The organism is Enterococcus mundtii, from assembly GCF_003957375.1.
Taxonomy (GTDB): Bacteria; Bacillota; Bacilli; order Lactobacillales; family Enterococcaceae; genus Enterococcus_B; species Enterococcus_B spodopteracolus.
The window spans coordinates 17,136-43,552 of record NZ_CP025473.1 but is presented as its reverse complement, the minus strand read 5'-3'; the positions used below and the strand labels follow the sequence as shown (position 1 = coordinate 43,552).

Annotated in this window: 22 protein-coding genes and 1 pseudogene; 8 read left to right on the top strand and 15 right to left on the bottom strand. The window is 37.4% G+C overall.

The genetic code is table 11. The annotated features are described in order from the left end of the window. Nucleotides 1-178: 178 nt before the first annotated feature. The 10 genes from CYK55_RS00515 to CYK55_RS00475 form a co-directional block, all read right to left on the bottom strand. Nucleotides 179-3,181, bottom strand: a complete 3,003-nt coding sequence (locus tag CYK55_RS00515; RefSeq protein ID WP_126133798.1) for a WxL domain-containing protein — start codon at nucleotides 3,179-3,181, stop codon at nucleotides 179-181. A gap of 1 nt (nucleotide 3,182) precedes the next feature. Then, complete coding sequence (locus tag CYK55_RS00510) at nucleotides 3,183-4,238, bottom strand: DUF916 and DUF3324 domain-containing protein (protein ID WP_062805918.1); 1,056 nt, start codon at nucleotides 4,236-4,238, stop codon at nucleotides 3,183-3,185. A gap of 112 nt (nucleotides 4,239-4,350) precedes the next feature. Further along, nucleotides 4,351-5,142 (bottom strand): WxL domain-containing protein, encoded by a 792-nt coding sequence (locus CYK55_RS00505; protein ID WP_062805919.1) that lies wholly within the window; start codon nucleotides 5,140-5,142, stop codon nucleotides 4,351-4,353. Nucleotides 5,143-5,153: 11 nt separating this feature from the next. Then, nucleotides 5,154-5,516 (bottom strand): LPXTG cell wall anchor domain-containing protein, encoded by a 363-nt coding sequence (locus CYK55_RS00500; protein ID WP_126133797.1) that lies wholly within the window; start codon nucleotides 5,514-5,516, stop codon nucleotides 5,154-5,156. Between the two features lie 289 nt (nucleotides 5,517-5,805). After that, complete coding sequence (locus CYK55_RS00495; RefSeq protein ID WP_010734523.1) at nucleotides 5,806-6,384, bottom strand: recombinase family protein; 579 nt, start codon at nucleotides 6,382-6,384, stop codon at nucleotides 5,806-5,808. A 565-nt stretch (nucleotides 6,385-6,949) separates the two neighbouring features. Then, entirely contained in the window at nucleotides 6,950-7,123 is a 174-nt protein-coding gene (locus CYK55_RS13405) for a hypothetical protein (RefSeq protein WP_153830001.1), read from the bottom strand. Between the two features lie 555 nt (nucleotides 7,124-7,678). Continuing rightward, entirely contained in the window at nucleotides 7,679-8,845 is a 1,167-nt protein-coding gene (locus CYK55_RS00490; protein ID WP_126133796.1) for a carbohydrate binding domain-containing protein, read from the bottom strand. 393 nt (nucleotides 8,846-9,238) lie between these two features. Further along, a complete protein-coding gene (locus CYK55_RS00485; RefSeq protein WP_034689658.1) occupies nucleotides 9,239-10,054 on the bottom strand; it encodes a MetQ/NlpA family ABC transporter substrate-binding protein in 816 nt (271 codons plus the stop codon). A 10-nt stretch (nucleotides 10,055-10,064) separates the two neighbouring features. Next, the gene (locus CYK55_RS00480; RefSeq protein ID WP_126133795.1) at nucleotides 10,065-10,736 is read right to left on the bottom strand and encodes a methionine ABC transporter permease; all 672 of its coding nucleotides are present in this window, start codon (nucleotides 10,734-10,736) and stop codon (nucleotides 10,065-10,067) included. Then, nucleotides 10,711-11,454, bottom strand: coding sequence for an ATP-binding cassette domain-containing protein (locus tag CYK55_RS00475; RefSeq protein ID WP_126133794.1), 744 nt, complete (start codon nucleotides 11,452-11,454; stop codon nucleotides 10,711-10,713). Before CYK55_RS00475 ends, CYK55_RS00480 begins: the two co-directional genes overlap by 26 nt. A gap of 560 nt (nucleotides 11,455-12,014) precedes the next feature. Here CYK55_RS00475 and CYK55_RS00470 point away from each other — a divergent pair. The 4 genes from CYK55_RS00470 (at nucleotide 12,015) to CYK55_RS00455 (ending at nucleotide 16,365) form a co-directional block, all read left to right on the top strand. After that, nucleotides 12,015-12,275: an ATP-binding cassette domain-containing protein gene (locus CYK55_RS00470; protein WP_268745030.1), complete on the top strand. Its 261-nt coding sequence runs from the start codon at nucleotides 12,015-12,017 to the stop codon at nucleotides 12,273-12,275. Nucleotides 12,276-12,689: 414 nt separating this feature from the next. Next, on the top strand, nucleotides 12,690-13,436 hold the full coding sequence (locus CYK55_RS00465) for a MurR/RpiR family transcriptional regulator (RefSeq protein WP_034689665.1): 747 nt from the start codon (nucleotides 12,690-12,692) through the stop codon (nucleotides 13,434-13,436). 145 nt (nucleotides 13,437-13,581) lie between these two features. Continuing rightward, on the top strand, nucleotides 13,582-14,892 hold the full coding sequence (locus tag CYK55_RS00460) for a PTS sugar transporter subunit IIC (protein ID WP_034689667.1): 1,311 nt from the start codon (nucleotides 13,582-13,584) through the stop codon (nucleotides 14,890-14,892). A 33-nt stretch (nucleotides 14,893-14,925) separates the two neighbouring features. After that, nucleotides 14,926-16,365, top strand: coding sequence for a 6-phospho-beta-glucosidase (locus CYK55_RS00455; protein WP_034689670.1), 1,440 nt, complete (start codon nucleotides 14,926-14,928; stop codon nucleotides 16,363-16,365). Between the two features lie 52 nt (nucleotides 16,366-16,417). On the opposite strand, the gene CYK55_RS00450 is transcribed toward CYK55_RS00455, so the two are convergent. Then, on the bottom strand, nucleotides 16,418-17,446 hold the full coding sequence (locus CYK55_RS00450) for an FUSC family protein (protein ID WP_034689673.1): 1,029 nt from the start codon (nucleotides 17,444-17,446) through the stop codon (nucleotides 16,418-16,420). 471 nt (nucleotides 17,447-17,917) lie between these two features. Here CYK55_RS00450 and CYK55_RS00445 point away from each other — a divergent pair, with 471 nt between their 5' ends. After that, on the top strand, nucleotides 17,918-18,367 hold the full coding sequence (locus CYK55_RS00445; RefSeq protein WP_034689676.1) for a hypothetical protein: 450 nt from the start codon (nucleotides 17,918-17,920) through the stop codon (nucleotides 18,365-18,367). Between the two features lie 637 nt (nucleotides 18,368-19,004). Here CYK55_RS00445 and CYK55_RS00440 read toward each other — a convergent pair. Continuing rightward, complete coding sequence (locus tag CYK55_RS00440) at nucleotides 19,005-19,583, bottom strand: TMEM175 family protein (protein ID WP_126133793.1); 579 nt, start codon at nucleotides 19,581-19,583, stop codon at nucleotides 19,005-19,007. 194 nt (nucleotides 19,584-19,777) lie between these two features. Here CYK55_RS00440 and CYK55_RS00435 point away from each other — a divergent pair, with 194 nt between their 5' ends. Continuing rightward, nucleotides 19,778-19,975: a hypothetical protein gene (locus CYK55_RS00435; RefSeq protein ID WP_034689681.1), complete on the top strand. Its 198-nt coding sequence runs from the start codon at nucleotides 19,778-19,780 to the stop codon at nucleotides 19,973-19,975. Nucleotides 19,976-20,054: 79 nt separating this feature from the next. Here the strand turns inward: CYK55_RS00435 and CYK55_RS00430 are convergent, their stop codons facing one another. Both CYK55_RS00430 and CYK55_RS00425 read right to left on the bottom strand, forming a co-directional pair. After that, nucleotides 20,055-20,873: a ZIP family metal transporter gene (locus tag CYK55_RS00430; protein ID WP_034689684.1), complete on the bottom strand. Its 819-nt coding sequence runs from the start codon at nucleotides 20,871-20,873 to the stop codon at nucleotides 20,055-20,057. 97 nt (nucleotides 20,874-20,970) lie between these two features. Then, complete coding sequence (locus tag CYK55_RS00425; protein ID WP_034689687.1) at nucleotides 20,971-21,948, bottom strand: Gfo/Idh/MocA family protein; 978 nt, start codon at nucleotides 21,946-21,948, stop codon at nucleotides 20,971-20,973. A gap of 159 nt (nucleotides 21,949-22,107) precedes the next feature. Between CYK55_RS00425 and spxB the strand changes: the two are divergent. Continuing rightward, nucleotides 22,108-23,850, top strand: a pseudogene (gene spxB, locus CYK55_RS00420) (pyruvate oxidase). 169 nt (nucleotides 23,851-24,019) lie between these two features. Here the strand turns inward: spxB and CYK55_RS00415 are convergent. Further along, complete coding sequence (locus CYK55_RS00415; protein ID WP_126133792.1) at nucleotides 24,020-24,541, bottom strand: HdeD family acid-resistance protein; 522 nt, start codon at nucleotides 24,539-24,541, stop codon at nucleotides 24,020-24,022. Nucleotides 24,542-24,776: 235 nt separating this feature from the next. On the opposite strand from CYK55_RS00415, the gene CYK55_RS00410 reads away from it, so the two are divergent. Then, a complete protein-coding gene (locus tag CYK55_RS00410) occupies nucleotides 24,777-26,399 on the top strand; it encodes an ABC-F family ATP-binding cassette domain-containing protein (RefSeq protein WP_029594258.1) in 1,623 nt (540 codons plus the stop codon). Nucleotides 26,400-26,417: the final 18 nt, after the last annotated feature.

Below are 26,417 nucleotides of genomic sequence, written 5' to 3'. Positions count from 1 at the left end.
AGCATAATCGTATCTTACTCAAAATTTCATTCATTAAATATGAATTATCCTACTAAGTAAAAATGATTTATATTAATGATTTATGTAAGTTCAAACTTGAACCTTCTAAACAAACTAAAACGAGTTTCCCTGAATCTACTCCTATACAAAGAAAGGAAAGAGAACGATTCTCTTTCCTTTAATTACCAGGAACTGCACTTAATTCCCATGTCAGCTTGGTCGAATAACTAGTTGCTTCTGGATTTGTCCCTCCAGGGACATAGAGACCGACACTTTTATCTGCCGTTTGTTGATCCCCAAAACGATAGATCCACGTTCCTGTACCAGATTCTCCGTTTGCTTGTATGAGTACTTTCCTTGTATTTGGTACGATTCTTTGTACAGGTTCTTCCTGTAGTTCAGGTTTAGTCCCGCCTTGTGCAGTCACTAGTTCTTGATTGAATAACTGGATTTCAGACCCAATCAATTCATGTCCGCTTTCATTACGGAATTGTCCGTTCTGAGTAACTGATAATTGCCATCCATTGCGCTCATTGGCGACACGACGGTCACTGATCTGCACATAGTTTGGACGCTCTTTCGTCTCGTTAACCGTTCCATCTTCATTTAATAACCGTTGTGGTTGGGCGTAATACGTTTGATCACTAACAGATATTTTTTGTGTCTCAAAGTTAAATTGGGACACAAAATCTAGACTCAAACGTCCTTGATCTTCTGGGATTTCTGGTTTATTCTCCGGTTCAACTTCCGTTTCAGGATCTAATGGATCCACAGGTGCCACCACAATTTTTTCCTCTACCATTGTACTAGCGGTATCATTTTTCCCATTCAAAAAAGCATAGGCTGTCACGGTATTTCCAGCAGTGAATCGTCGATCTTCCGGTAATTCATAGCGATAATCCCCATTCTCATCTGCCGTTGTATGATACTTTTCACTTTCAGAAATATCCGGTGAAGTAATAGAGCCTGCAGGAATCGCCGGATCGCCTGAGAAGCGGATCACACTATTAGGATTCGCCTTTCCAGTAATCGTATGAGAATTCACTTCCTTCGGATCTTCTGTTAACGGATCAATCGTGACTTCGACATCTGGTATTTTTTCAAATAAAATACGTTGGACATTTTGCGTAGTGAAATATTGCTTAAAACTATCTGCTGTTTCTTGTGCAATCGAAGAAACAGTCTCAATTCGAGGAACTACTCCTGTATAGCGTAGATTCAAATTGAAGATAGGTGTCCATGAATGATCGGGTATCACTTCAAAATTCCCTCTTGCCCATTGTTTTACTGATTGAACATCGATATCTAATAACCCAGTGTTTCCTGCGATATTAATCAATCCGTTGGCGGTTGACGTTCCGGCAATCGTTCCAGTTCGTTCCAAATTGACTTCTTGAGCATCAGAAAATTCAAAGGTTGAACCAGTAGAAGCGAAGTACATTAAATTTTGAGCGTTTGAAGTACTGTCACTTTTTATATTCAAGGTAGCATCTTTGCCGATGGATACCGTTGCATTTCCATTAACATGTAAAATATTCGATGGTGAGGCAGCCATTTCAGTGGCAACAATATTCAGTGTACTCCCGCTTTCTACTAGTAGATTACTTCCTGCCGCCATCCAAATAATATTATATAGGGCACCATTAGCATTCGCCTTTGTTCCTTGAGAATCGATGGTAAGGACGCCTTTTTCTTTTATTCTGAGCGATGAGTTGGCAGTACGTAAAGAAATTGCTGATCTTAAATTTTGTGGCACTAAGTTCAGCTTTGCGCCCTCATCTATTTCAACACTGCCTCTTCGAACGAGTAAACTTGTGCCATCAGCTTCGCCAGCATTTCCTTTTGATACAGCATTTAAAGATGAATTTTTTTCCATTCTAAAGTTGTTATTGGGGTGTACAACTCCTCCTAAATCTAAATTACCTGCGCTAATTGTTTCTAATTCAACCTCAGCATCTTCAAGTATCGTTAAATTTGAAGCATAGATATTCGTTTGATCTAGTGCATTGATGCGCCACGTACCAAAAGCGGAGGTATACGCTGATACCTGTTTACTACTTGATTTACCTGAAAATTTAATACTACTATAAGGTGAATGAATCAGTTGATTTCCGTAGTTCGTAATATTATGGTAAGTAATTTGACTAGCAGTTTGATTCGTCACGTTCAAATCATTGAAAGTCAACGGTCCATAATAGTTTCCGTGGTATATCTCTAAATCTTTTAACGTGATATTCCAAGGAGTTGAAGAATTAGCCGTAATATTGTTAAAACATAAAGTGATTGCGCGAAAATCAATTTGATGACCATTTCCTTCGACCGTTAGATTTCTAGAGATATTAGCTACATTAAGATAGACAAATGCTGTCCCACCATTAGGGTTACTCGTTCCACCTGTTGTAATATCCGTTAGATTGAGTCGAGGATTATCTGGTGTTTGGAAATCAGAAACAACATTAATCGTTGTTATTGACGGATCTACAAATGCACGGATAAACTCTTCCCAATTCGCCACATCTTGGACACTCGCTTCTTTTGTTGAACGAGCGCTTTCTGTTACTTGTTCTGGATCATTTTGCGAATTATCTATGGTTGATGATTTTTCATCACTTGATACACTCGCTTCTTCTTCGACTGTTGATTCTTCGGTCTTCGCTGTTTCTTTTTCTTCCGAGGAAGTGACTTCTTGTTCACTGGGTTGTTGGCTCTCCTCTGATTGAATGTTAAGCGTCATTTTTGATTCTCCGACAGCTATCTCATAGGCTCCTGCTTTTTCTACAACTAGTGGAATGGAAAAGATCATTTGTGGAGAATTCGTCCGTACTTGCCACTGGCTTCCTTCTATATTAGTGAACTTACTATCAGCAGATTGCTTGTCTTCTACGATACTGACTCCCTCTGGGAGATTCAACACAAATTCGGAAACATCTTGACTGGAACGTACGACTAATTGAAACTGTTTATTTGCTATAGATGGCTCTTGATTTTCTTCGAATGAAAAAATAGGCGCCTTTGTTTCTGTTGTACTGGTCAGTGGATCCATCAATTCTGATTCTCTCGATAGTTCCACAGAATTCTCAATGGCAGACACAGGCATACTCGTTGAAATCACTGAGAAAAAGAGCGAAGGAAAACAAAGAAGACTAACACTTGCCACAATCAAGACTTTTTTAATTTTCATCTCACTGGTCCTCCTTATTTTTAGCTCTTTGCTTCTTAATAAGTAACCAAACAATAATCAACAATAAGAAAAGAATCAGGATGACCGCGGCAACGAGCCACCAATTAATACTCGTATCAATTGTGACATCTTGCTGATTCAACGCTCGGGCTGTATCTGCTTCAATGGTAAATTTCCGTTCCCATTGCCATTCCTCTTCTCCTGAACGTGCCGTCATTTTCAACACGTAGTCGCCACTTCGAAAGCGATCCCCTTCTAAAGAGATGGGGAAGTTGAAATTAGAATTAGGTGCCATTTGCATCTGTTCTTGCTTAGCTCGATAGAGAATATCGTTCTCCCCTTCTTTTTGTACCGTTGCTTCTACTTCTAAATGATTGACAAAGGTAGGTGTAAAGTTCTGTAAGTTCGCACTGATAACATTGCGATAGTTGAGTTGATCGGCAAAGACATCCAATAAATCTAAATCAGGTTTTACGGCAGAGCGATCATTACTCACCACCACACCTATGACATAGGCAAATTCATTTTTGATCGCCACTCCTTCTCCACTTGTTTCTGTTTCCTGTGGCTTTTCTTTCACCTCTGCAATTCTTAAGCCTCCCGCTAAAAATCCTGAAAAAGCTTCTTTAGGCATATTTAGCATTACTTTGACAGTCTTTGTTTCGTTTCCTGCAAGCTCAATAGGGACTGGGGGTTCAATTAAGTCTGCCAAAGAATAGGGTAAGGTTGGGTCTGCCTTTTCGGCATCTTTACCATATTCCACCACTCCTTGGACATTAGTAAATGCCGTATGAGCCGTGATTTCAATCGTCTTTGCTTGATCATTAGCATTTTGAATTTTCAGTGTCAATTCCTCTGTACTTCCAGGTTCACTGTTAAGGTCGAAGTAACGGCCACTTCCTTCTACTTGACTCTCTGGAAACTCTGGGGTGACATAAAAACTTAAATTTTCTTCTGCAGAAACAAGAATTGGAGAGAACAAAAACGCTAACATAATAAGTAATAGTCCACTCCATTGAATCCTCCTCTTTATTTGATATGTCGTACTTTTTATCATCAAACACACTCCTTCGATGTTTCATTCAAAAAAGCAGCGCTACATATTTATGTAACGCTACTTTAGTCATGTGCGACTTACGCCCTAATCCATCATTAGATACATAAATCTATTAGGCTCCTACATCGCTACCTGGTGTAGTCGTTAATTCCCATGTCAATGTTGAGGTATAGGTGGTCGCGTCTTTGGCTGACGCGCCGGGTACAGATAATTGAATGGCATTATTTGTCACAGGTGCTTTTGGATCTGCCTCAAATTGGGCATCTAAGTCTGCTTGATTTCCCCAAACAACAGATGAACGCCCCGCTCCTTTACTTGACTCAGCGGTCATAACTGAAACTGCACCACTATTAGGCAACAATTCCAAATTATTTGCATGTGCAGCTGGAGCTAACTCCTGATTGTTCCCCGTGTATTGAATTTGGGGATCCTTTAAAGTGACTTTGGCTCCTCTCAAGACAGCGTTTTGCGTATTTTCCGCTTGAAAGTCACTTAGACTGACTTTCAAATCCCAGCCTGCATTGCTTCCTCTAGTATCAGAAACTTGTGCAAAACTGATAAAAGGAACTTTATTTTCCTCACCAGTCGTCCCGGTCTTCTGTTGTCTTTCTGCTACCATATTGTACGTTTGATCTTGATTTGAAATCACTTGTGAACCAAAATTCATTGTCGCAGCCTTTACAATTGACAAAGGACCCGTGGTTCCGGGTACTTCTGGTTCAATCTCTACATCTGGTTCTTCTACTGGTGGAACAACGATTTCTGGTTCGTCTGTACTAGGTGTAAATTCGATATTTCCGTTGGTCGTCACTTGACGAGTCTCGTCGGCAAACGCAGAAATTGCTCCTCCGGCGAAAATAGTAGTTGATAATGTTGCAATAGTTGCTAATCTAACGAATTTCATATATTTAAATCCTACTTTCTTTGATTGTTTTTTTCTTTTTGTTTTTTCCAAAACCAAAAGCCAAGTATGACTACGATGATCAGAATGCCCAATATTTTCCAAGCACTCATCTGACTCTCGTTCGTTTGAGGGAATTTTTTATGTTCACTCTTTCGCACTTCTGATGGTGATTGAACAATTTCTTTGGGAAAGCTTGGTTTTACCTCAACTTCTGGTGCTGGCTCTGGTATTCCTGGTGTTTCATATACCCCAGTAAAACCAATTGTTGCTTCAGTTTCCACCGAGTGTACTTCTGTCCCATGAACAACTAGTGGTGCATAAACTTGAATCAATACTATACCTATACTTAATATGCATCTTTTTAAGTGTTTCATACCCCTCCTCCTATATTCTTAGATGTCTCAAAAATCTTCGTTTTTAAGGAGACGAAAAAAAAGACATCCGATCGCATCAGATGTCTTGAAAAAGTGATTAAATTAGGTTTCCTATTAAAGAAGATAAATAACATGTTATCATTCTTAAAAACGAAGGTTTTTGAGAATTAAAAGTTAAGCCAATAACTATTATACATGACTTATACTTACATCATACTATACCAGAAATATTTTTCAAAATAAAGTGATATATTTCTTTGGTCACTTAAAAAATACTGGGCCATAAGAACTAACTCAATTCAGAAAGATTCCTCTCTAGTTTTAAATAGCGATAAAAAGTTGATTGTTTAATCCCAGTTTTTTTACAAACTTCTGAGACAGATAATCCTTTTGTAAGGTGTAATGAGAGTGATTCTTGAAGAACGTCTTGATCTACCTTTGGCCGGCCACCAACCTTACCTCTTGCACGTGCAGAGTTTAATCCTTCAAGGGTCCTTTCAACAATAATATCTCTTTCAAATTGACTAAAAGCTTGGAAAACAGTGATCATTAATTTTCCCTGAGGAGTTTGAGTATCAAAATTTTCTTTTATACTGATTATTTTAACTCCTTTTTTTTCAAAAAAATAAACAAGGTTAATTAAATCTTTTGTGCTACGTCCAAATCGTGAGAAGCTTTCAATGACTATTTGATCACCGGTCTTTACACGTTTTTTTAGTTTATTTAGTTCTGGACGACTTGCACGGACACCACTGATTTTTTCAGTATATATTTTTTCGCAATGATAAGTTTCTAATAAATCTAACTGTCGCGAAAGATCTTGTTGTTTAGTTGAAACTCGAGCATAGCCGTAAATTTTTCTAGTCATATAATTCCTCCAATAAGTTATCTAATAAAAAACTCATAATTATCAATAATATATTTATAGAATAGATATGAGTAGAGCCAATTATACAATGACTTAACTGTAAAAATGACTACTGTAATAAAAAAAGCATGCAACGAGTCGCTTATGGTTATCATAACTTTCTAAATTACCATGAATATTTTCCTTGATCTAGGGCTTAGTTTGCCAAAATCAATTCAGAACAAAAAATAATCAATCGAAGTTTACTTCTACTTCGATTGATTAACTTTAAATTAGCATCGATTCCTCGAATTCGACTTTAGCTTTTTTGAAATCAAAGTACTTTTCAGATATCAAATCTTCGTAATCGTTTTTTTCTACCTGTTAAAGCTTCCAAGCATCTCTAGCTCCTGAGGACACTGGAATATCATTTGATAAGTCGTATAATTGAAAAAAGACCTCATTTTGTACAATCGTCATAATCAGAAAAGATACAAAGGCCCAAATGATTTAGTTTATTCAATAATAAAGTATTGGTATGAAGCATTAGTAAATTCTTGAGTAACTCAATATTTCTACCTCCAAATTAAAGTCCTCTGTGGCTTAATACTCGCTGTTCATGATTATTGATCAATCGATAGGCATCCCCTTTTTGTGGATCTGTCATCATATGACGAATTTTCCATTGTCGTCCTTCAATTGGATTAGCTAATGGTCTCGCTCCTACCAGTCTATCACTATTTTGATCACAACCGGACAAAGAATGTAAATTTCCATATTGAATCCCATTAACATTTACATAAGGTAGTTTACTTTGAACTATGTGGGTACCTGACGCATCATCATACTTCAAGATTCATTTTCGTCTATCATGTTCAGTATCCTTAGTCATTTTAACTTCATCCCAATTTGTCTCCCATGTCCACGTGAGAGCATAAGTAGGATCATCTACACTTTTAATTTTTATTTCTCTGTTATCAAATAGTTCTCTATAGTCGATTCCACCGTTAGCCGATACAGTACCTGCATCTACATCATTACCTCCGGAGAATAAGCCGAAACTTGCACATGCCGCTGCACCTAATAAAAATTTTACACTAATTTCATTTTTTCTTTCCCATCTCGTTTGTATTGATAAATACTATTTGTATACTATTGCAACATGTTTTTTCTTAAAAGAAAAAACATCAAAACCAAGATATTCTAGGGGATTTATCAGGCAATGGATTAGCTCCTTGAGACATAATACCGTTTATCGTATCAAAAAAAAGATCAAAAACTTTTTAAGTTTTTGATCTTTTTTCTTATGATCGATTTATTCTACTTCATACGTTGCTAATACTTGCAACGAATTCGATGAACCACCAGGTGTTCCACTGCTTAATTCGACGGAGATCACATCGCCAGATTTATAATCAATTGTTTTACTAACTTTTACGCTGTCCTCTGCTTTTTCACGTACCGATGCATAATAAACTTTGCCTTTATGGATTTCTGCGACATAGGCACCATTTTTACGAATGATCATTCGGTTGTTCCCTTCGAAGCTTGCACGATCAAAATCAACGTCTAGTCTGTTTCCTGTTAATTGAATATTCTTCACCGCATGTTCTAATAAAGAAGAATCCACTGCTAAATCTTCTTCTAATGTGATCGATTCTAACAAGCGCTTGCCTGTTGAGCTGTGTCCAGGTGAATTTGGTGCGGTATAGACTTCGATTACTTGTCCTTTGACACCGGAAATGCTACGACGTACTTGAATACCTTCATCGGTTTTGCTTGTAAATGAATAGTAAGCTTTGCCTTTGTAAGTTTCAAAATGGTAACGACCATCAACATAGACCATCAATCGTTCTGAACTGTTAAAACGTTTTGCATCTAGATTTAAATACGCATAAGATTCACGATCTTGTGTTCCTACAGTCAATAAACTCGTTTCTGTTTTTTCTGGTTCTACTTGGATATTGTCAAATTTCGCCCAGCCATTTCCTGTTGAAGAGAAACGAATAATGTATGTATTGTCTGTTTCAGGTGTAGTAAATGTAAATTCTCTACGTGTCCAGTTTTCATTGTTGTGTGATGTTTCTTCTAACGAAATAAAACCCTCATCATGATTCATCTTACCAAATTCAATTTTTGCTGGAAAATCAGCGCTACCTGCCACATCATAGCCGAATGTATACGTCGTGTTTGGTTTCAATGCCAAATATTGATGAATGTTTTCTCCGTAAGTGGCAACCACATATTTATTCCCACTTAGCTCTTCGATTGTTGGATTCTGTGTACCTGGACTTGACACGATCCAATGGTTCAAACCAGCATTGAAATCACCGTTTTTAATCGTTAACTCTTCTTCTACCTGATTACTAACATTCGCCGAATCATCTGTTGATTGGCTTGTCGCAGAAGTCACGACCGGACCTCCTAACGTAAGAAGTAACATGCTTGTTGCCGCAATTTTTTTCAAATTATTTTTTTTCATCTCAAGCTCCTTATTTATTTTTTTAGCGGATAGTTCGTTATATAGTGAACTATATAACATAATCTATCTCGCTCTTTAAAAAGAATAACTGATAAATATCTCAACAAGAAAACACTTTTTTCTGGAAAAATATTTTTATGGAAACATAACAATAGAAAAAATGTGTAATGTATAATAACTGCAAAAAATAATGAAGACTCAGAAAAAAATCACTGAGCTACTAGGTTTATCAAATGATTTTAATTATTCCTCTGCTTGGATAAAATAAAAGAATACAGCACAAGGCTGTATTCTTTTATTTTATTTTAGAAATCATCTGATACGATCAATCTATCAGAACATAACACCCGAAGGCGTCAGTCATAATATTTTTTGTTATGGTTAGCACATTGTTTAAAATGCTGGGATATTTGAGCCTTTTGAATTATTTTTGATGTAGTCAGCGACTTCTGGTGTCGTCATCGCTTCTTTCAACACCTTGATTTTCTCGCTATCTTTTTCTTCCTCTCGAGTGACTAATTGCAACGCATAATGTTTGCTTGCTGCTTCGTCTTCAAGTAACAAAGCATCTTCTGTCGTCAAATTGGCTGGCTCCAAATATGCTGGATAACAAAAAACCATCGCAATATCACTTTCGTCATAAGCTTTTACTAGATTCAAAAGATCAATACTTTCAAAAGTAAGATTTTTATGATTCTCTACAATATCTGCGACTGTACCATCAAAACCAATTCCGTCTTTCAATTGAATGATCCCATTCTCATTCAAAATCGCTAACGCACGACCTTCATTTGTTGGATCGCTCGGAATGCCCACTTTTGCGTTTTCTGGCAAATCATTGACATCATCATATTCTTTTGAATAAAATCCGCCAGCAAAATAATAGATTGGTTGGACTGCTACTAAATCAGCATCTTTTTCTTGATTGAATCGTTCCATAAAGGGTTCGTGTTGCGCAAAGTTTGCATCTGCTTCCTTATGTTGGACGGCATCATTATAAGCAACATTATCACTGACTTCCATGATGTTGATCGTGTAGCCTGATTTTTCTACCTCTTTTTTGGCAATTTCTAGAATATCTTTTGAGGACTCCAATTGAACTGCTACAGTGATTTCTTTTTTACTTTCTGCGGTTTCATTGCTTCCACCACAGGCTGCTAAGACTAGAACTCCAACTAAAGCAAACGCAAATAAATAAAACTTTTTCATAACTTTTCTCCTACTTTCGTTTATCTAATGATTGTGCAACAAAATTTCCAAACATTTGTAAAATGAAGACCAAAGCGATCATGATCAAAATAGCAACATACATGACCCCATACTCATACCGTTGGTAGCCGACACGAACAGCAAAATCACCGATCCCACCACCACCTACGACACCCATGACGGTGGAATAAGAGATCATACTTACTGTTGTCGTAGTATAAGCCAACACTAAGCCACTTCGCGCTTCAACAAATAAGAAGTGCCAGATGTATTGAAATCTGGAAGCGCCTAAAGAATTCGATAAGGCATAGATCTCTTCAGGTACATCTAACAACACTTGCTCAACTAAGCGAGCGAAAATCGCGACCGCCACAATACTGAGTGGTATGGATGAAGGAACAGGACCAAAGGCCCTTCCTAAAATCGAGCGCGTGACTGGAATCAAAGCGATCACTAATAAAAGATAAGGAAACGAGCGAACGACTGTCACAATAAAGTTGAGCAACCAGTATAACCAAGGATGGGCCCCTCTGACCTTGGGATTTGTCAAATATAGACCTAGTCCTACTGGCAAACCTCCCAATACACAAACAAACATGGAAATCGCCATCATGATGCCCGTTTCTTTCAAACTATTGATTAGAGACGGCCAATATTCAATCAATGCTGTGGGCAAGTTCATCAGTCAAACTCCTTTTTATTTTTTCAAAATAGGTTAGTTCCTCTTCCTCGTAGTGCTTTGGGTCATTCGTCAATTCACCGATCAGATGACCGTTTTCCATGACTAAGATTCGTTTACATAAGCGTTTGACGGTTTCCAGTTCATGACTAACAAAAAAAATAGTCGGTTGAAACTCGGCATGTGTTTTATGTAATAAACGAACCACGCTTTCTGTATTTTCTTCGTCTAAAGAACTCGTTGCTTCATCACAAAGTAACAAATGTGGATCTCTACTTAACGCTCTTGCAATAGAAACCCGTTGTCTTTCTCCGCCAGAAAGTTTGACTGGATAGCTTTCTGCTTTATGTTTCATGCCAACAAAATCGAGTAGATCATTGATTTTTTTAGGATCTTTCTTCCTCTGTAGCTTTAAAGGTAATGCGATATTTTCATAAACACGTAAATTTTCAAGTAGATTATGATGTTGAAAAATCATGCCTATTTTTTGTTGTTGCTGCCGGCGCTCTTTTTTTGATAATGACTGAACATCTACACCATTTAGTTTGATTGTGCCTTCAGTAGGCGTTTCCATCAAATTCAATAAACGTAACAAGGTCGATTTTCCAGAACCACTTTTCCCAACGATCCCGATCACTTCCCCTTGTTTTACAGTAAAACTAATCTTATGCAACGACTTGGTCTTTTCATACTGCTTCGACACATTTACTAGCTCGATCACATTTTTCCTCCAGTCTATACATGCAATTAATAGATTAACACAAAGAAAAAAACTGTATTAATTTTATTGCCAATAAAAGATTTATCTGAATTTTTAAAAGAGTAAATAAAGTACAAAAATATCTATTTTTATAATCCATTAAAAGAAAGGAAAAAGCAACTTTTTTACTCACAGATAAATAAGCACTGTTTTTATTTCTGTACTAGTAAATTTAGAAAAGATAGCTTGGTTATTCATTTTCGACCAGTCTATCTTGCGCTTAAAATATATTTTTTATGGTGAACTCAATAATTTATCAAATCTAAAAACAAATTGATTTAGTATACTATTTTTTTTAATTTGAGAAAAAATAATAAATAGAACGGAAGGAAAAAGATGTTATACTCTGGATAATGGATAGCTCAGTAATACAATATAGATTGGTTCGTTATCTTATATTGTATCAAAAATTAGATTATTGATAAACGAACGAATGACAGCTATCCTGGATACAATTATTGTGGATGAAACAATTGGGACTAAAAATTGTTTGGGGAAGTAGTTTTTAGTACTTTTCGTCCATACGTGTCAATGGCGCCAATCTCTCAGGAGGAGAAAAGCAACGTGTGTTTATTGCTCGCATGATGCTCCAAGACAGCAAGATATGGATTCTAGATGAAAGTACTAGTAGTATCTACAAAGACTCTGCGGATGCCATCTTTGACACACTCATGAACGTAAGACAAAGCAAAATCATTTTATTCACCTCTCACGACAAGGAAAATAAAAATTTTGCCAATAAATTCATTCAAATCTCTTCTCGTGTAGAAACGATTGTATAGATCTATCCTCCGTCCTCTTCAAAAAACAAGTAAGGATCCACAAAAATCCAATGAACGTCTTTTGTGGATTCCTGCTTTTATTTGCGTTAAATATTTTTCTTTCGGACTAATAATAAAATTGTTATTCTTTCTTTTCTAACACTACTGCTGGTGTTGGCGAGTTCTTATCGGCGAGTCTTATCGGCGAGTTCTCATCATAAGGACTTCCTTTTACATCCCCGTAAAACCTACTAACAACAAAACCAGCAGCTTCCATTTCTTTTTGCAGAATTTCTTTGGTAAAATACGTCATCCATAGATAATAATTTTTATTTTCATTATATGTAGTTTTCTCATGATGCCATTTCCAATTTTTTTAGAAAAACCCTTTCCATCGTGCTATACTCTAAAGAAAAAGAATCTTGAGGTAAATACATGGCTATCTTTGAAAGTCTTAACTTAAATAAATTGTCGGCCGTTGAACAAGAGATTTACCGGTTTATCGTTAACAACCTTGAGAAAATTCCTTATATGCGGGTACGAGATATTGCGACGGATGCGCATGTTTCTTCAACCTCTGTCTTTCGTTTTATCCAAAAAGTCGGCTTTGATTCATTTCCAGAATTTCGTTTTTATATTAAAAATCATTTGGAAAAAGCCCATTATGAAACAGATGACAAGCAATTAGTGTTAGAAGAACGAATCAATCAGTTGAACATGACTATTTTTCATCCCGATATTGAATATCAAATCAAAAAAATGGCAACCACATTGCGTCAAGCTGATTTTATCCTATTTATGGGTATGGGGGCTTCGGGAGCATTAGCGCAATATGTGGCACGAAAATTAGCGAACATCGGTTACTTTTGTATTAGCTTAGATGAACTGACTTATCCGATTCGTAGTTTTTTGCGTCCAGATCAAAAAAATGCGTTAGTCTTTTTGAGTGTTTCAGGTGAAACAAAAGAACTGATCGAAGTAATTTCAGGTTTAGCTCATGCTGATAGCGTGCATAAGTATTGTATTACCGCTCATAAAGAAAGTTCATTGGCCCAATTATGTGATTACTCAATTGACTATGCCATTAAAGAAGAACGGAAAGACATCTTTCTTGATTTGACTAGTCAGCTACCTTCCATGGCGATCCTTGAAACATTGATCGGTTATTTAAAGGATGAATGATTCACCACTCAATTTGGAACGCTATGTTCCTACCACGAAATAATTTTCATTGTTCCAAATTTTTATCCTAAATAAGAATGCGCTTACTTTTCTTTCACACCTTTCGCTATAATGAACCTATCATATAGCGAAAGGTGTTATTCTTATGCAAAAATTCAATGATTTATTAGATCGAAGCCTTGTTCCTATTGCAACACGGTTAAACAACCAACGACATATTGCAGCCGTTCGAGATGCGTTCATGCTTATTTTCCCATTGACGATTTCGTCTTCATTAGTGATCTTAGTCAATAATATTTTATTTTCAAAAGACAGTTTTATCGTGCAATTATTTCAACTTTCACGTATCTTTCCAAATTTAGAAAGTGCGCAACAAGTCCTTGCTTCTGTAGCAAATGGCACAATCAATATCATGAGTTTGTTTATTGCTTTTTTAGTCGCTCAGCTTTTGGCAAAACATTTCGAAGCTGATGCAACCTTAGTTGGACTAACTAGTGTCGCTTGCTTTATGATCTTTTACCCTACTTCTTTTGCAGTCGATGAAATGAATGTCATCTCGACGCAATATTTGGGTGCTCAAGGTTTATTCGTTGCGATGATTGTCGCTTGCTTGGTTGGAGAATTCTTACCAAAATTATTCAAAGTCAAGAAATTACAAATCAAGATGCCTGAACTCGTTCCACCAGCTGTTTCTCGCTCTTTTTCTGGGATGATCCCAATCATTATCGTTGTTTCTATGTCAGCTTTGATCAACTTCTTCGTTTTGATGATCGCGCCTAAAGGAATCAACGAGTTGATTTATGCCGGTATCCAAGCACCTTTACGTGACTTAGGTGGGAATGTGTTTGGTGTCCTACTCTTAGCTTTTATTCAGACACTGCTATTTTCTATTGGTATTCATGGTCCAAACACATTGAATGCTGTTCGTTCAGCAATTTTTACCGAGCAAGACTTAGCCAATCTTCAATTCATCAATGATGGTGGTTCGCTGTGGGATGTCCCTTACAAAGAAACTTGGGGCATCTTGAATGATATGTTTGCAAACATGGGTGGAACGGGTATGACCTTAGGCTTGATCATTGCGATTTTTATTGCTTCACGACGACCTGAATATCGCGAAATCGCCAAACTATCTTTTGTACCAGGCATTTTCCAAATCAATGAGCCGATGATTTTTGGACTACCGATCGTCTTAAATCCAATTATGATCATTCCTTTTGTCTTAACACCGATGGTCAATATTCTGGTCGGTTACTTCGTCACAGTCGTCTGGCCAATCATGCCATCACCAGCAATTGGTTTACCTTGGACCACACCAGGGATCATCAATTTGTTTTTAGGAACTGGTGGGAATATCATGGGAATTGTAATAGGCGTACTTTGTTTAGTGATTTCCGTTTTGATTTACCTACCTTTTGTCATGGCTTCCAACCGCGCACAACGCACAGAGATATAACTTAAGAATCAATGAAACTTAGGAGGAATTTGTATGAATAGAGAGTTACCCAAAGATTTTTTATGGGGAGGCGCAATTGCTGCTCATCAAGCAGAAGGTGCTTGGAATATTGATGGACGAGGTCCGAGTATCGCTGACGTTATGTCTGCTGGCGGAAATGGGATTCCGCGGAAGATCACTAAAGGCGTCGTCGAAGGTGAATATTACCCAAACCACGAGGCCATTGATTTTTACCATCGTTACAAAGAAGACATCCAATTATTTAAAGAACTAGGCTTAAAATGTCTACGCACTTCTATTTCATGGAGTCGGATCTTTCCTACTGGTCAAGAAGAAACACCGAATGAACAAGGATTAAAATTTTACGATGATCTTTTTGATGAATGCTTAAAAAACGGGATCGAACCGGTAGTCACGTTGTCTCATTTTGAGATTCCTTATGCCATTTATGAAGATTTTGGTGGCTTTGCCAATAAAGCGGTCATTCCTTTATTTGTCAAATTTGCTCAGTGCGTATTTGACCGTTACAAAGACAAAGTAACTTACTGGATGACCTTCAATGAAATTAATAATCAGGCGGACGGACAAGAGCCCGTTCATGTTTGGACCAATTCAGCCATGATCATTGAAGATGACCAAGATAAAGAGGCCTTAGTATTCCAAGCAGGGGTCAACGAACTGATTGCCAGTGCTTGGGCTGTCAATGAAGGGAAAAAGATCAATCCCGATTTTCAGATTGGTTGTATGATGGCTTACGTTCCAATCTATCCCTACTCCTGTGCGCCAGAAGATATGATTGCTTCAGTCAAAGCAAATGAACGTCGTTTCTTCTACAGTGACGTCCATGTACGCGGAGAAATCCCTACCTACACAGAAAAGTATTGGGAACAAAAAGGGCTCACAATCGATATTAGCGAGAAAGAACGACAAATTTTACGTCAAGGAACTGTTGACTATATCGGTTTTAGCTATTATATGTCGGGAACGATTACAACTCTTCCCGATGTTGAGGGTAGACAAACAGAAGATATTCCTTCAGCAAAACTAGTTAAAAATCCTTATATTACTGCTTCTGATTGGGGCTGGCCGATTGATCCTGTTGGGTTGCGTTATGTATTGAATACGGTGTACCAGCGTTATGATCTTCCCCTGTTTATCGTTGAAAATGGTTTTGGTGCCTATGATCAGTTAACTGATTCAAATGAGATCCATGATGACTACCGGATCAATTATTTAAGAGAACACATCGAACAAATGAAAAAAGCAGTAGTTGAAGATGGCGTACCATTAATTGGTTATACACCTTGGGGAATCATCGATATCGTCAGCTTTGGCAGTGGTGAAATGGAAAAACGCTATGGCATGATCTATGTCGATAAAGATAATACCGGTAAAGGAACCTTACAACGTTTGAAAAAAGATTCCTTTGCTTGGTACCAACAAGTGATTGAAACAAATGGTGAACAGCTTTAGTAACGAACAAAGAAAGGCGATCCGACTTCATTGTCGTGATCGCCTTTCTTTGTTATGTTTCATATTTTTCTTTAACAACTGCTAAGTAATGTTGCAGACCAATATTCATTACCCAGGCTACGCCTAGACCAATGAAACTACCGATGACGATACCAATAAAACGATACTCGATCAATGAGATCAAGTACGTGTTCCTAACCAATGTCGAAAGCATTAATGCCATGGGGTTCAAGAAAATATTCGCCACTGCATAATTTCGGGCAACTAAAAACTGAGAAATACCATAGAGAAACGTAATTAAAAAAATCGTTTCAAGCTGGGAAAAAGGAATCAGTGATAAGACAGCCGATAGACACAACCCTAACATCGAACCAATCAAATATTGCACTTGCCGATGTTTCATCGCATCTAAATTCTCAGCCAATAAAATCGAGGCACAAGACAGTGTCAGCCAATAAGGATTTTTCATGTTCAAGCCATGGCTCACATAAACGGAAAGGAATAATGCAGCGCTGTAAAAAATCGAATCAATGATCACTAAAGGTTCTTGGTGAAAACGCTCCTTCAAGGATACCTTTATCACATCCTGTTCCGGACGTGAATCCATTTTTTTCGTTAGAAATGCAGCAATCAAAGCAAACACAACACCCATAAAGAAAAAAGAAGCTACTGTTGGCAAATGGGAAAATGGAACGGACATACTCGTTCCCATAGCCGCTAACATCGCAAAGAATAAGCCCCCTGGTTTAGAAATATGGAACAAACGCAAAATAAATCGACTGAAAAAAGCAACTGCTCCAACAGCAAATGGTTCAAGCCAGATGACATACGTCGACAATAGTCCTAATGTAAAGGCCAGTAATAGACCGCAACCAATCAAAAATAGGCGCTTTAGTAATTGCTTCATTGGAATGTTCTGGTAGTAAAAGAAGGTAAAGATACCTAGAGAAGAGAAACTTGAAATCAAAAAATTATGATTGATGTAACCGATCCATAAAACGAGAAAGATCAGCACCATCAGATTCATGATACGAAATGGATTTTCTTGAATTTTGTTAAATGTAAAATAAGATTTAACCATAAAAAACCTCCTTATTTTGAAATGTATATAAAAATCGTTTTCGCCTTAAGGATGTCTTGTCTATTTATATGAAGTATCAAAGAAATCAACTATTAGAAGTAAAAGGAGAGTTTTCCAGAGAAAAATTTAAACGAATTTACTTTATCTAGTATAACACCAATTTTCATCACTTAAACAAACAGAAATTCCCATCAAACATTAAATAACTAATTAAATATTATAATTGATTAATAATAACCACCATTATTTGTAATAATATAGATAGTTTTAGCTATCTAAAATTAAAAGCTTTTCATCTAGTCAAAGAATTTATGAAATCTACTTTATTTTTTTGTATTTTAAATTTATACTATGAAAGAAATCATTTTTAATAACAAAAAAAATTAAAAATTTATTGTTAAATAAAGTTTTTTTAATTTTAACATCAGGCATATACGTTGGAGAACACAGAAAGGACAAAAAGTAAGGAAAATGAAGAAAATTATTTTAATGATCAGTAGCTTGTTTGCATGTGTCGGTTTATTTTCTTTTATTCATTTTTTGAATTCTCCTGTTCGAGATGTTACCTCCAAAGCTGAAATGATCCAAACAGACGAAATTAAAATGGAATATGTTCCTACAAAAAATCAGTTATTGAAAAGCATTGGTGACTCGGTCGATTTTTTAGGCATTTACGAAGTAACAGAAATCAATTTTAATGATACACCCCATATCGTGCTAACAAAAGAAGATGAAAATGAACTATCGTTTGAAATCAGAGTAACTGATCCAAAAGAGCAATCGTTCTCGATTCCAGCAATAAAATTCTCTCCACAAAATATTCATGTTTCTGATACATTTGGTATTGCGAAAAAAGATGATCGCTACTTTGCCTATAAAAACAATGTATCCATTGAAGGAGAACCTTACAACACACACTGATATACCCGGCAGGGGTAAATATAAATTTATATTTAGACTACAAAAAAGCAAACTGAAACGAAGGAATTCCTCTTCCTTTCAGTTTGCTTTTTTTGAGATCCAATGAATATCTGTCCATCCTCTAGTATCGGTTTATCTATGTTATTTAAAATAACAACAACAAGCAAATGCGATTGTTATCTAAATTCTTGATCTAATAATGAGTTATCCACTGTGGATAACTCATTGACTCTTCTATTTGTCCACAAAATCCGTCATCTTTGACCTTGTGACTGATCGAGCTTAGGTTTTTTTACTTCTTTGTATCGTCTACCCTTTAATCGTGACGATGACAGTAAGTAAAACTGACAACAGGAGAACGAGCAAATTACACCTCGATTGCTCTACATAAATAAGTACGGTAATAAAACTTGTAATGATTGCTGGATAAAATTTTTTTCGTTTTCTCATATGCATCCCTCTTTGACTATCATTGTGCCTAAAAAATTCGATTGTTTTTTTATTTTTTACTTATGTTTCTGTTAAATTTTTTTATAATCGTTAAACGAGTCGAGAACATACAAGAAAAAACACAGAACAGGAAAGGAATGTTCCCTAACTATTCTGTGTCTTTTGATTGACTATTTTATTCAAGTATTTAGCGATAGTACGCTTCAATTTTACGACTTGGGATCAACCAAGTAACCAAAATCAAGATATTGACAATTAACACGGAGATGGGCGCGATCAAATATCCGAGAATCAATCCCACGACATTCAAACCAACAGATACGTAGGATTTACGATAATTGCCAAACAACTCTTTGATAGATACATTCTCGTCTTCATCTGAGGCAACTAATGTCCTTGCTAACAAATAATACGTGAGATTAGCTCCTAATATCACTATACCATAGGTCATTTCGGGGACAAAGCTGTTACTGTATTCGCTGATCCATGAGGTAACGAAAGGAAGCAGTGACAGGAAAAAAATAAAAAAGCTATTCACCCAGAGCACTCGCCCATTCACTTTGTGGACGGCTTGAAACAAATGATGATGGTTATTCCAATAAATGCATAGGGTAAAGAAACTAATGATATAAATAAAAAAACGTGGCGCAAGTGCAACTAGCGCTTCTAGGGTATCTGAGTGTGGTTCATGTAGCTCCAAAACTAAAATCGTCATAATAATAGCGATCACGGCGTCTGTAAAGGCTTCTAATCGATTTTTCGGCATGACTTTCCGCTCCTTTCGCTTCATTTTATTCGTAACAAGGGCAAAAAAGCAACCTTTTCACACCAAAGTAGCAAGTAGAAATCGGGCTCTGGGTGGAGGCTAAGTCAAGCAATCCTTGCTATACTTACTATATAGAAAACAGCAAGCGTAACTTCTATTGAGAAGTTTATCAAACGAGAAAAGAGGCGATCATCATGCAAAAAAGAAATACGTTTCAAACAATCATTCTATTAGTGATAGGTTTCGTCGTAGCTAGCTTTGTCCTTAATCTATTCGTTGGCGTGATCAGTGGTTTATTATGGTTAGGTATTAAATTATTGATTCCAGCAGCAATTGCGATTTGGTTAGTCCGTTGGATCACTCGCACCACGCAACAAAGAAAATACTACTAATAGTAAATTCCTATATGAAAAGTAAAAAGAGACAGAAATTTTCTGCCTCTTTTTTTATATCTTTCAAATGATATATCATTTATCCTAATGCAACATCTAAGATCATCATGATAATAAAACCAGTCATAACACCAAAAACTGCATAGTGTCGTTTACTTGAAAGTGTTTGTTGCGCTTCAGGAATCAATTCCTCCACGACGACGTAAATCATTGCACCTGCAGCAAAAGCCAAAGCATAAGGTAGTAAGACTGCAACTTTTGTCACTAAGATTGCCCCGATGACTCCAGCAATCGGTTCGACCACTCCTGAAGCTTGCCCATAGACAAAGGCTTTTGTTCGACTTAATCCTTCTTGTCGAAGAGGAATCGAAACAGCCGCACCTTCTGGAAAGTTTTGAATACCAATCCCTAAAGCAACGGAGATCGCTGCTAGCACCGCAGTCGTTGGATTATCTGCAGTGGCCGCTGCACCAAATGCTACACCTACTGCTAATCCTTCTGGAATATTATGCAAGGTAATGGAAAAGACAAGCAAAATCGTGCGTTTTAAATGTGTCGGTAAGCCTTCTTTTTCGTGTGCTGGACCAAAATGCATGTGTGGTAAGGTTTTGTCGGCAATGTATAAAAATAATCCTCCTAGCCCAAAACCAATACTCACCACAAGCCAAGCAATATCACCATTTTCTTCTGCTTTTGTGATTGCCGGATCTAATAAAGACCAAAAACTGGCGGCGATCATCACTCCCGAAGCGAAACCTAACATCAAATTGAGTACATCTTTTTTGATTTCTTTAAAGAAAAAAACTAAGCCAGCCCCAAGCGCAGTCATAAAATAAGTAAACGCCGTACCCATCAACGCTTGCTGCCAAGGTTCTAGCTTCAGTAACCAATCAACCATACCATTCCCCTTTCACCTTTTTATTCTTACTCTAGCATATTGCCAAAAATGTGACTACTATTCTACTATTAATCTGATGATCCTTTATTCTAAGCGGTTATCCCCTCACGCTTTTCCAATCATCTCCAAACCACTTATAGTAAAGATCATCAACGACTTGAACATTTGTAATAGTCATGTTTGGATCGACCACCGTATCTTGCTTCTTACCTGAGGAAAGTAAATCGGCGACATGACGGATCTCAAAGACAAATTCACTATCCATTGGAAAATCTTTTGTTAACACTTCTCCGTTGTTCATCTGGATCGTATAATGGTCTGTTTTCCAATAGTTTGGGATGATGATCGTGCCTTTTTCTCCAACGATGGTATACGTACTAGTAAAATCCATTTTTGTCGTAAGGAATAAACTGATTAAAAGGTCTTTCTTCTTCAGGTTGACCATACACTCTTCGTCGGTCAGTCCTTCTCCATGGTCTACACATAAGCCGTTATATTCATCAAATCCTGTACCAAATAAATATTGACTGACACTTAATGGGTAAGAGGCGTTGGAAATCAATACGCCACCTCCTTGTTCCATCTTCCAAAACCAAGGAATCTTCTCCGATCCTGGTCTTGCATCACGGATCTCCACCAATTGTACTTTACCGATTTTTCCTGATCCAATAGTTTTTTTTACGTCTTCGATCGCAGGTAGAAATAGGGCTTTTTGCGCTTCCATGAGAAAAACCTTGTGTTCCTTAGCCAAGGCATAGAGTTCTTGTGCTTGCTCCGAATGTAGCGTAAAAGGCTTCTCTAAAAGCACATGTTTTTTCGCTTGGATCGCGGCTTTCGCGGCTGAAAAATGCAAGTGATTGATCAATGGAATATAAATCAGTGCTATCTCGTTATCAGAAAGTAACGCTTCGTAACTGCCATACGCTTTTGGAATACCTAACTCTGTGGCTAACTGTTGCGCCTTTTCTAAGCGACGTGTCGCAATTGCGACAGCTTGTGCCACGCCACTTTCATTGATCCCCTCCACAACACGTGGCACGATCGAAGCACCGCTCATAATACCGATTTTCAGCATACTCTTCCTCCTAACATTTTGAATCCACTATAACATAGTTTCACACATTACTGGCAATTCACTCTACTTAGTTGAAAGTCGCTTTAGTTGGGCTTTTGATAAGGAAGATTTATACTTTAGACAATAAATATAATTTGTTTTTTTAAGGAGTGGATCAAAATGTCAACGATAAATGCCGGTATTGCCATGGTAAAAGTGCTTGAAAGCTGGGAAGTTGATCATATTTATGGGATTCCGGGTGGTTCGTTCAATTCCATTATGGATGCGTTGTACCATGAAAAAGACCAAATCGATTATATCCAAGTACGTCACGAAGAAGTGGGCGCGTTAGCTGCCGCAGCGGATGCCAAATTAACAGGAAAAGTCGGAGCTGTCTTTGGCTCAGCTGGTCCTGGAGCCACTCATTTGATCAACGGGCTTTACGATGCCCAAATGGATCACGTCCCAGTTGTCGCCCTTTTAGGACAAGTGGCTTCGACTTCTATGAATTATACTGCCTTTCAAGAATTAAATGAAAATCCAATTTTCGCTGATGTTAGTGTTTATAATCGGACAGTCATGACACCAGAAAGTTTACCTTATGTCGTTGATGAAGCTATCAAGGCAGCTTATGCACATCAAGGAGTCGCTGTTGTGACGATCCCAGTTGATTTTGGTTTTGAAGAAATCGAGTAGCAGGATGTTTCTAATGCTTCCACGTACAAAACAGGAGTGATCCTCCCTGAGATTGAAGACGTGAAAGCAGCCCTTCCTTATCTCGAACAAGCTCAAAAACCTGTCTTGTTCATCGGTCAAGGTGTTCGTCATGGCTATGATCAGATCAAGAAATTTACCGAATATTTCAAAATGCCAGTGGTTGCTTCTGTTTTAGCAAAAGGAATCGTGCCAGATGAAGACAAAAATTTTCTTGGATTTGCAGGTCGGGTAGCGACAAAACCTGCGAATGAAGCATTGGCAGAAGCCGATTTGATTTTATTTGTAGGAAGTGATTTCCCTTTTGGGCGAACCTTTTTCAATCCAGAATCAGCCTTTATCCAAGTCGATATTGATGCCGCTAAATTCGGCCGCCGCCACCACACCGATTTAGCGATCTTAGGTGATGGAAAAACAACGTTAGAAAACCTAGTTGAATTGGGGAAAGAACGCTTAGAAGATGCTTGGTATCTAGCCAATCAAGAAAATCTTCGCAATTGGCGGCGTTGGTTAACGTCGTTTGAAGAACCCACGGAGCCATCGATTCGACCAGAAACGGTCTATAAAGAAATCAACCGAATTGCCGAACGTGATGCTATTTTTGTGACAGATGTTGGAAATACGACTATTCATTCGATTCGTTTACTGAACATGACTGGTGAGCAGTTACACACTACTTCTGGTTGGTTTGCGACGATGGGCAACGGTGTACCAGGAGGAATTGCTGCTAAATTAAGCTTTCCGGAGAAACAAGTCTTTACTTTAAGCGGAGACGGCGGTTTTGCAATGGTGATGCAAGATATCTTGACCCAAGTCAGCTATCAGTTGCCAATCATCAATGTCGTTTTCTCAAATGATTCATTCGGATTTATCGAAGCAGAACAAGAAGACACTGAACAACAAAAATTTGGTGTTTCTCTTGAACAAGCTGATTTTGGGAAAGCCTGCGAAGCCTTAGGTGCCGATGGCTTCACGATCACGCACTACGAGCAATTACGCCCTGCCTTCAATGCTGCGGCGAAATCTGATCGACCAGTAGTGATCGACGTCAAGATCCCCAATAAACGGCCCTTACCTGTCGAAGACTTACACTTAGACCCAAGAAAGTATAGCGAAGACGAAATCGAACGCTTCAAAGAAAAATACGAAGTACATGGTATGCCGGTGCTTCATGAAATATATACGCAACTTTTGTCTAATCAGTTGTAAAAGCCCTTCGAAAGGGCACACCCCAATGAAAAAAGAGCCACTCCCGATTCTATGTATTGATAGAATCGAGAGTGGCTCTTTTTCAAATACCATATACTTACTTTATTACTAATCTGCTAATGTTTTACAAAACCTACCATTAAAAAACGTAGATATTTTCTTTTATCGGTTAGCTAAATGCATACACGATCTGATTGATCCCAACGACCATAAAGTAAAATCCAACTAAGAAACTTAGCGTCAACGCAGAGGATAAAGGATTGAATAATAACATGGTACCTAGTAAGATACCCAATACATTAATGACCACCGTAAACCAATAATGTCCTTCACTTATTCCTCTGAATAAATCAGCAGTAAATAAAGCCAAAACAGAATCAATAATAAACCAAACAGCGAATACATAAGGTAGTGCAACTACCCCAGCACTAATATTGAAAATGAAAAAGATCCCAATCAATAAATCGATAATCCCAATCACCATCGGCATCTTACCTTTATATCCTGTCAGTTCTTTTACTCGACTACGTAGAAATAACTCAAATAATCCTTTTAGGATCGCAAAAATAGCAAATACAATAACGATAGCAACTAAGTTACCTACTGGATCGCGAAAAGAAATCAAGGAAACTAAAACAAATAATATCCCTAAAACGAGTGAACCCCAATCAATTTTTCTACTTTCTTTCATTTTAATCCCTACTTTCTTCTAATCTATTTCTATCTTACGCTCCTATTTAAATAACTTCAAAAATTTAGCATTTATGAAAATGCTTTAGTTGTAAAAAAACGGTTTATCCCTTTTATTCTTTTGCTTGTTTCACGTGAAACGTAAAGAATTACTGATTTCCTTGAAACTTTCAACATTCCCCTATATAATTCTAGAAGACTTGGCAAATATTATAAACATAAAGTGAGGAAAAAAATTGATTACTGTAAATGATGTAAGTTTGCACTTTTCAGATCGCAAACTATTTGATGATGTTAATATAAAATTCACTCCCGGCAATTGTTATGGCTTAATTGGAGCAAATGGCGCAGGTAAATCAACATTCCTTAAAGTATTATCAGGTGACTTGCAACCTTCAACAGGCTCTGTCACATTAGGACCAGATGAACGTATGGCTGTTTTGAAACAAAACCACTATGACTATGAAGAATATACTGTGATGGAAACAGTGATCATGGGCCATAAACGTTTATATGAAGTAATGAAAGAAAAAGATGCCATCTATATGAAAGAAGATTTCACAGATGAAGATGGGATTCGCGCCGCAGAACTAGAAGGCGAATTCGCAGAATTAAACGGATGGGAAGCAGAGCCAGAAGCAGCGGTTCTACTTCAAGGATTGAACATTCCTGAAGAATTACATCATCAATTGATGAGCGAACTAACTGGTGGACAAAAAGTAAAAGTGTTGCTTGCGCAAACGCTATTCGGTAAACCAGATGTTTTACTTTTAGATGAGCCGACAAACGGACTAGATATCCAATCGATCAACTGGTTAGAAGAATTTTTGATTGAATTTGAGAATACAGTGATCGTTGTTTCCCATGACCGTCACTTCTTAAATAAAGTATGTACCCACATGGCAGATTTAGACTTTGGAAAAATCAAGCTTTATGTAGGAAACTACGATTTCTGGTTAGAATCAAGCCAATTAGCGACTAAGTTACAAGCGAACGCCAATGCGAAAAAAGAAGAACAAATCAAAGAATTACAAGACTTTATCGCACGTTTCAGTGCAAATGCGTCAAAATCAAAACAAGCAACATCCCGTAAAAAAATGTTAGAAAAAATCACATTGGATGATATCCAACCTTCTTCACGTCGCTATCCCTTCGTTGGATTCAAACCAGAGCGTGAAATTGGAAATGACTTACTACAAGTAGAAAACGTTAGTGTCACAATAGATGGTAAAAAGATTTTAAATGATATATCATTTACATTAAACAAAGAAGACAAGGTAGCATTCGTTGCTGAAAACGATATAACAACCACAACGCTATTTAAAGTCATCATGGGTGATTTAACACCTGATACTGGTACTGTCCGTTGGGGTGTAACAACAAGCAATGCTTATCTACCAAAGGATACAACGAAGGAATTCGATACGGACTTAACGATTCTTGATTGGTTACGTCAATATGCAAGTAAAGAAGAAGACGACAATACGTTCTTACGTAGCTTCTTAGGCCGTATGTTGTTTTCTGGTGAGGAAGTACTAAAACCAGTGAATGTTCTTTCTGGGGGCGAAAAAGTTCGTTGCATGCTTTCTAAATTGATGCTTTCAAAAGCAAACGTCCTTGTCTTAGACGACCCAACGAATCATTTAGATTTAGAATCAATTACTGCATTGAATGATGGTTTGATGGCATTTTCAGGTTCGATCCTGTTTGCTTCTCATGACCACCAATTCATCCAAACGTTAGCAAATCGTATCATTGCTGTTTCTGATAAAGGCGTGATCGATCGTGCAGATACGACATATGATGAATTCTTAGAGAACAAAGACATCCAAAAACAATTAGAACAATTGTGGAACTAAATATTCCAAAAATAACTA

Coding starts and splice junctions, on each gene's coding strand:
- CYK55_RS00415 (WP_126133792.1), bottom strand. CDS start 24,541: ATGAAAGAAAGTAGAAAAATTGATTGGGGTTCACTCGTTTTAGGGATA.
- CYK55_RS00445 (WP_034689676.1), top strand. CDS start 17,918: ATGAAGAAAATTATTTTAATGATCAGTAGCTTGTTTGCATGTGTCGGT.
- CYK55_RS00465 (WP_034689665.1), top strand. CDS start 12,690: ATGGCTATCTTTGAAAGTCTTAACTTAAATAAATTGTCGGCCGTTGAA.
- CYK55_RS00430 (WP_034689684.1), bottom strand. CDS start 20,873: ATGGTTGATTGGTTACTGAAGCTAGAACCTTGGCAGCAAGCGTTGATG.
- CYK55_RS00440 (WP_126133793.1), bottom strand. CDS start 19,583: ATGCCGAAAAATCGATTAGAAGCCTTTACAGACGCCGTGATCGCTATT.
- CYK55_RS00435 (WP_034689681.1), top strand. CDS start 19,778: ATGCAAAAAAGAAATACGTTTCAAACAATCATTCTATTAGTGATAGGT.
- CYK55_RS00505 (WP_062805919.1), bottom strand. CDS start 5,142: ATGAAATTCGTTAGATTAGCAACTATTGCAACATTATCAACTACTATT.
- CYK55_RS00485 (WP_034689658.1), bottom strand. CDS start 10,054: ATGAAAAAGTTTTATTTATTTGCGTTTGCTTTAGTTGGAGTTCTAGTC.
- CYK55_RS00515 (WP_126133798.1), bottom strand. CDS start 3,181: ATGAAAATTAAAAAAGTCTTGATTGTGGCAAGTGTTAGTCTTCTTTGT.
- CYK55_RS00490 (WP_126133796.1), bottom strand. CDS start 8,845: ATGAAAAAAAATAATTTGAAAAAAATTGCGGCAACAAGCATGTTACTT.
- CYK55_RS00455 (WP_034689670.1), top strand. CDS start 14,926: ATGAATAGAGAGTTACCCAAAGATTTTTTATGGGGAGGCGCAATTGCT.
- CYK55_RS00495 (WP_010734523.1), bottom strand. CDS start 6,384: ATGACTAGAAAAATTTACGGCTATGCTCGAGTTTCAACTAAACAACAA.
- CYK55_RS00425 (WP_034689687.1), bottom strand. CDS start 21,948: ATGCTGAAAATCGGTATTATGAGCGGTGCTTCGATCGTGCCACGTGTT.
- CYK55_RS00450 (WP_034689673.1), bottom strand. CDS start 17,446: ATGGTTAAATCTTATTTTACATTTAACAAAATTCAAGAAAATCCATTT.
- CYK55_RS00460 (WP_034689667.1), top strand. CDS start 13,582: ATGCAAAAATTCAATGATTTATTAGATCGAAGCCTTGTTCCTATTGCA.
- CYK55_RS00480 (WP_126133795.1), bottom strand. CDS start 10,736: ATGAACTTGCCCACAGCATTGATTGAATATTGGCCGTCTCTAATCAAT.
- CYK55_RS00500 (WP_126133797.1), bottom strand. CDS start 5,516: ATGAAACACTTAAAAAGATGCATATTAAGTATAGGTATAGTATTGATT.
- CYK55_RS00510 (WP_062805918.1), bottom strand. CDS start 4,238: ATGATAAAAAGTACGACATATCAAATAAAGAGGAGGATTCAATGGAGT.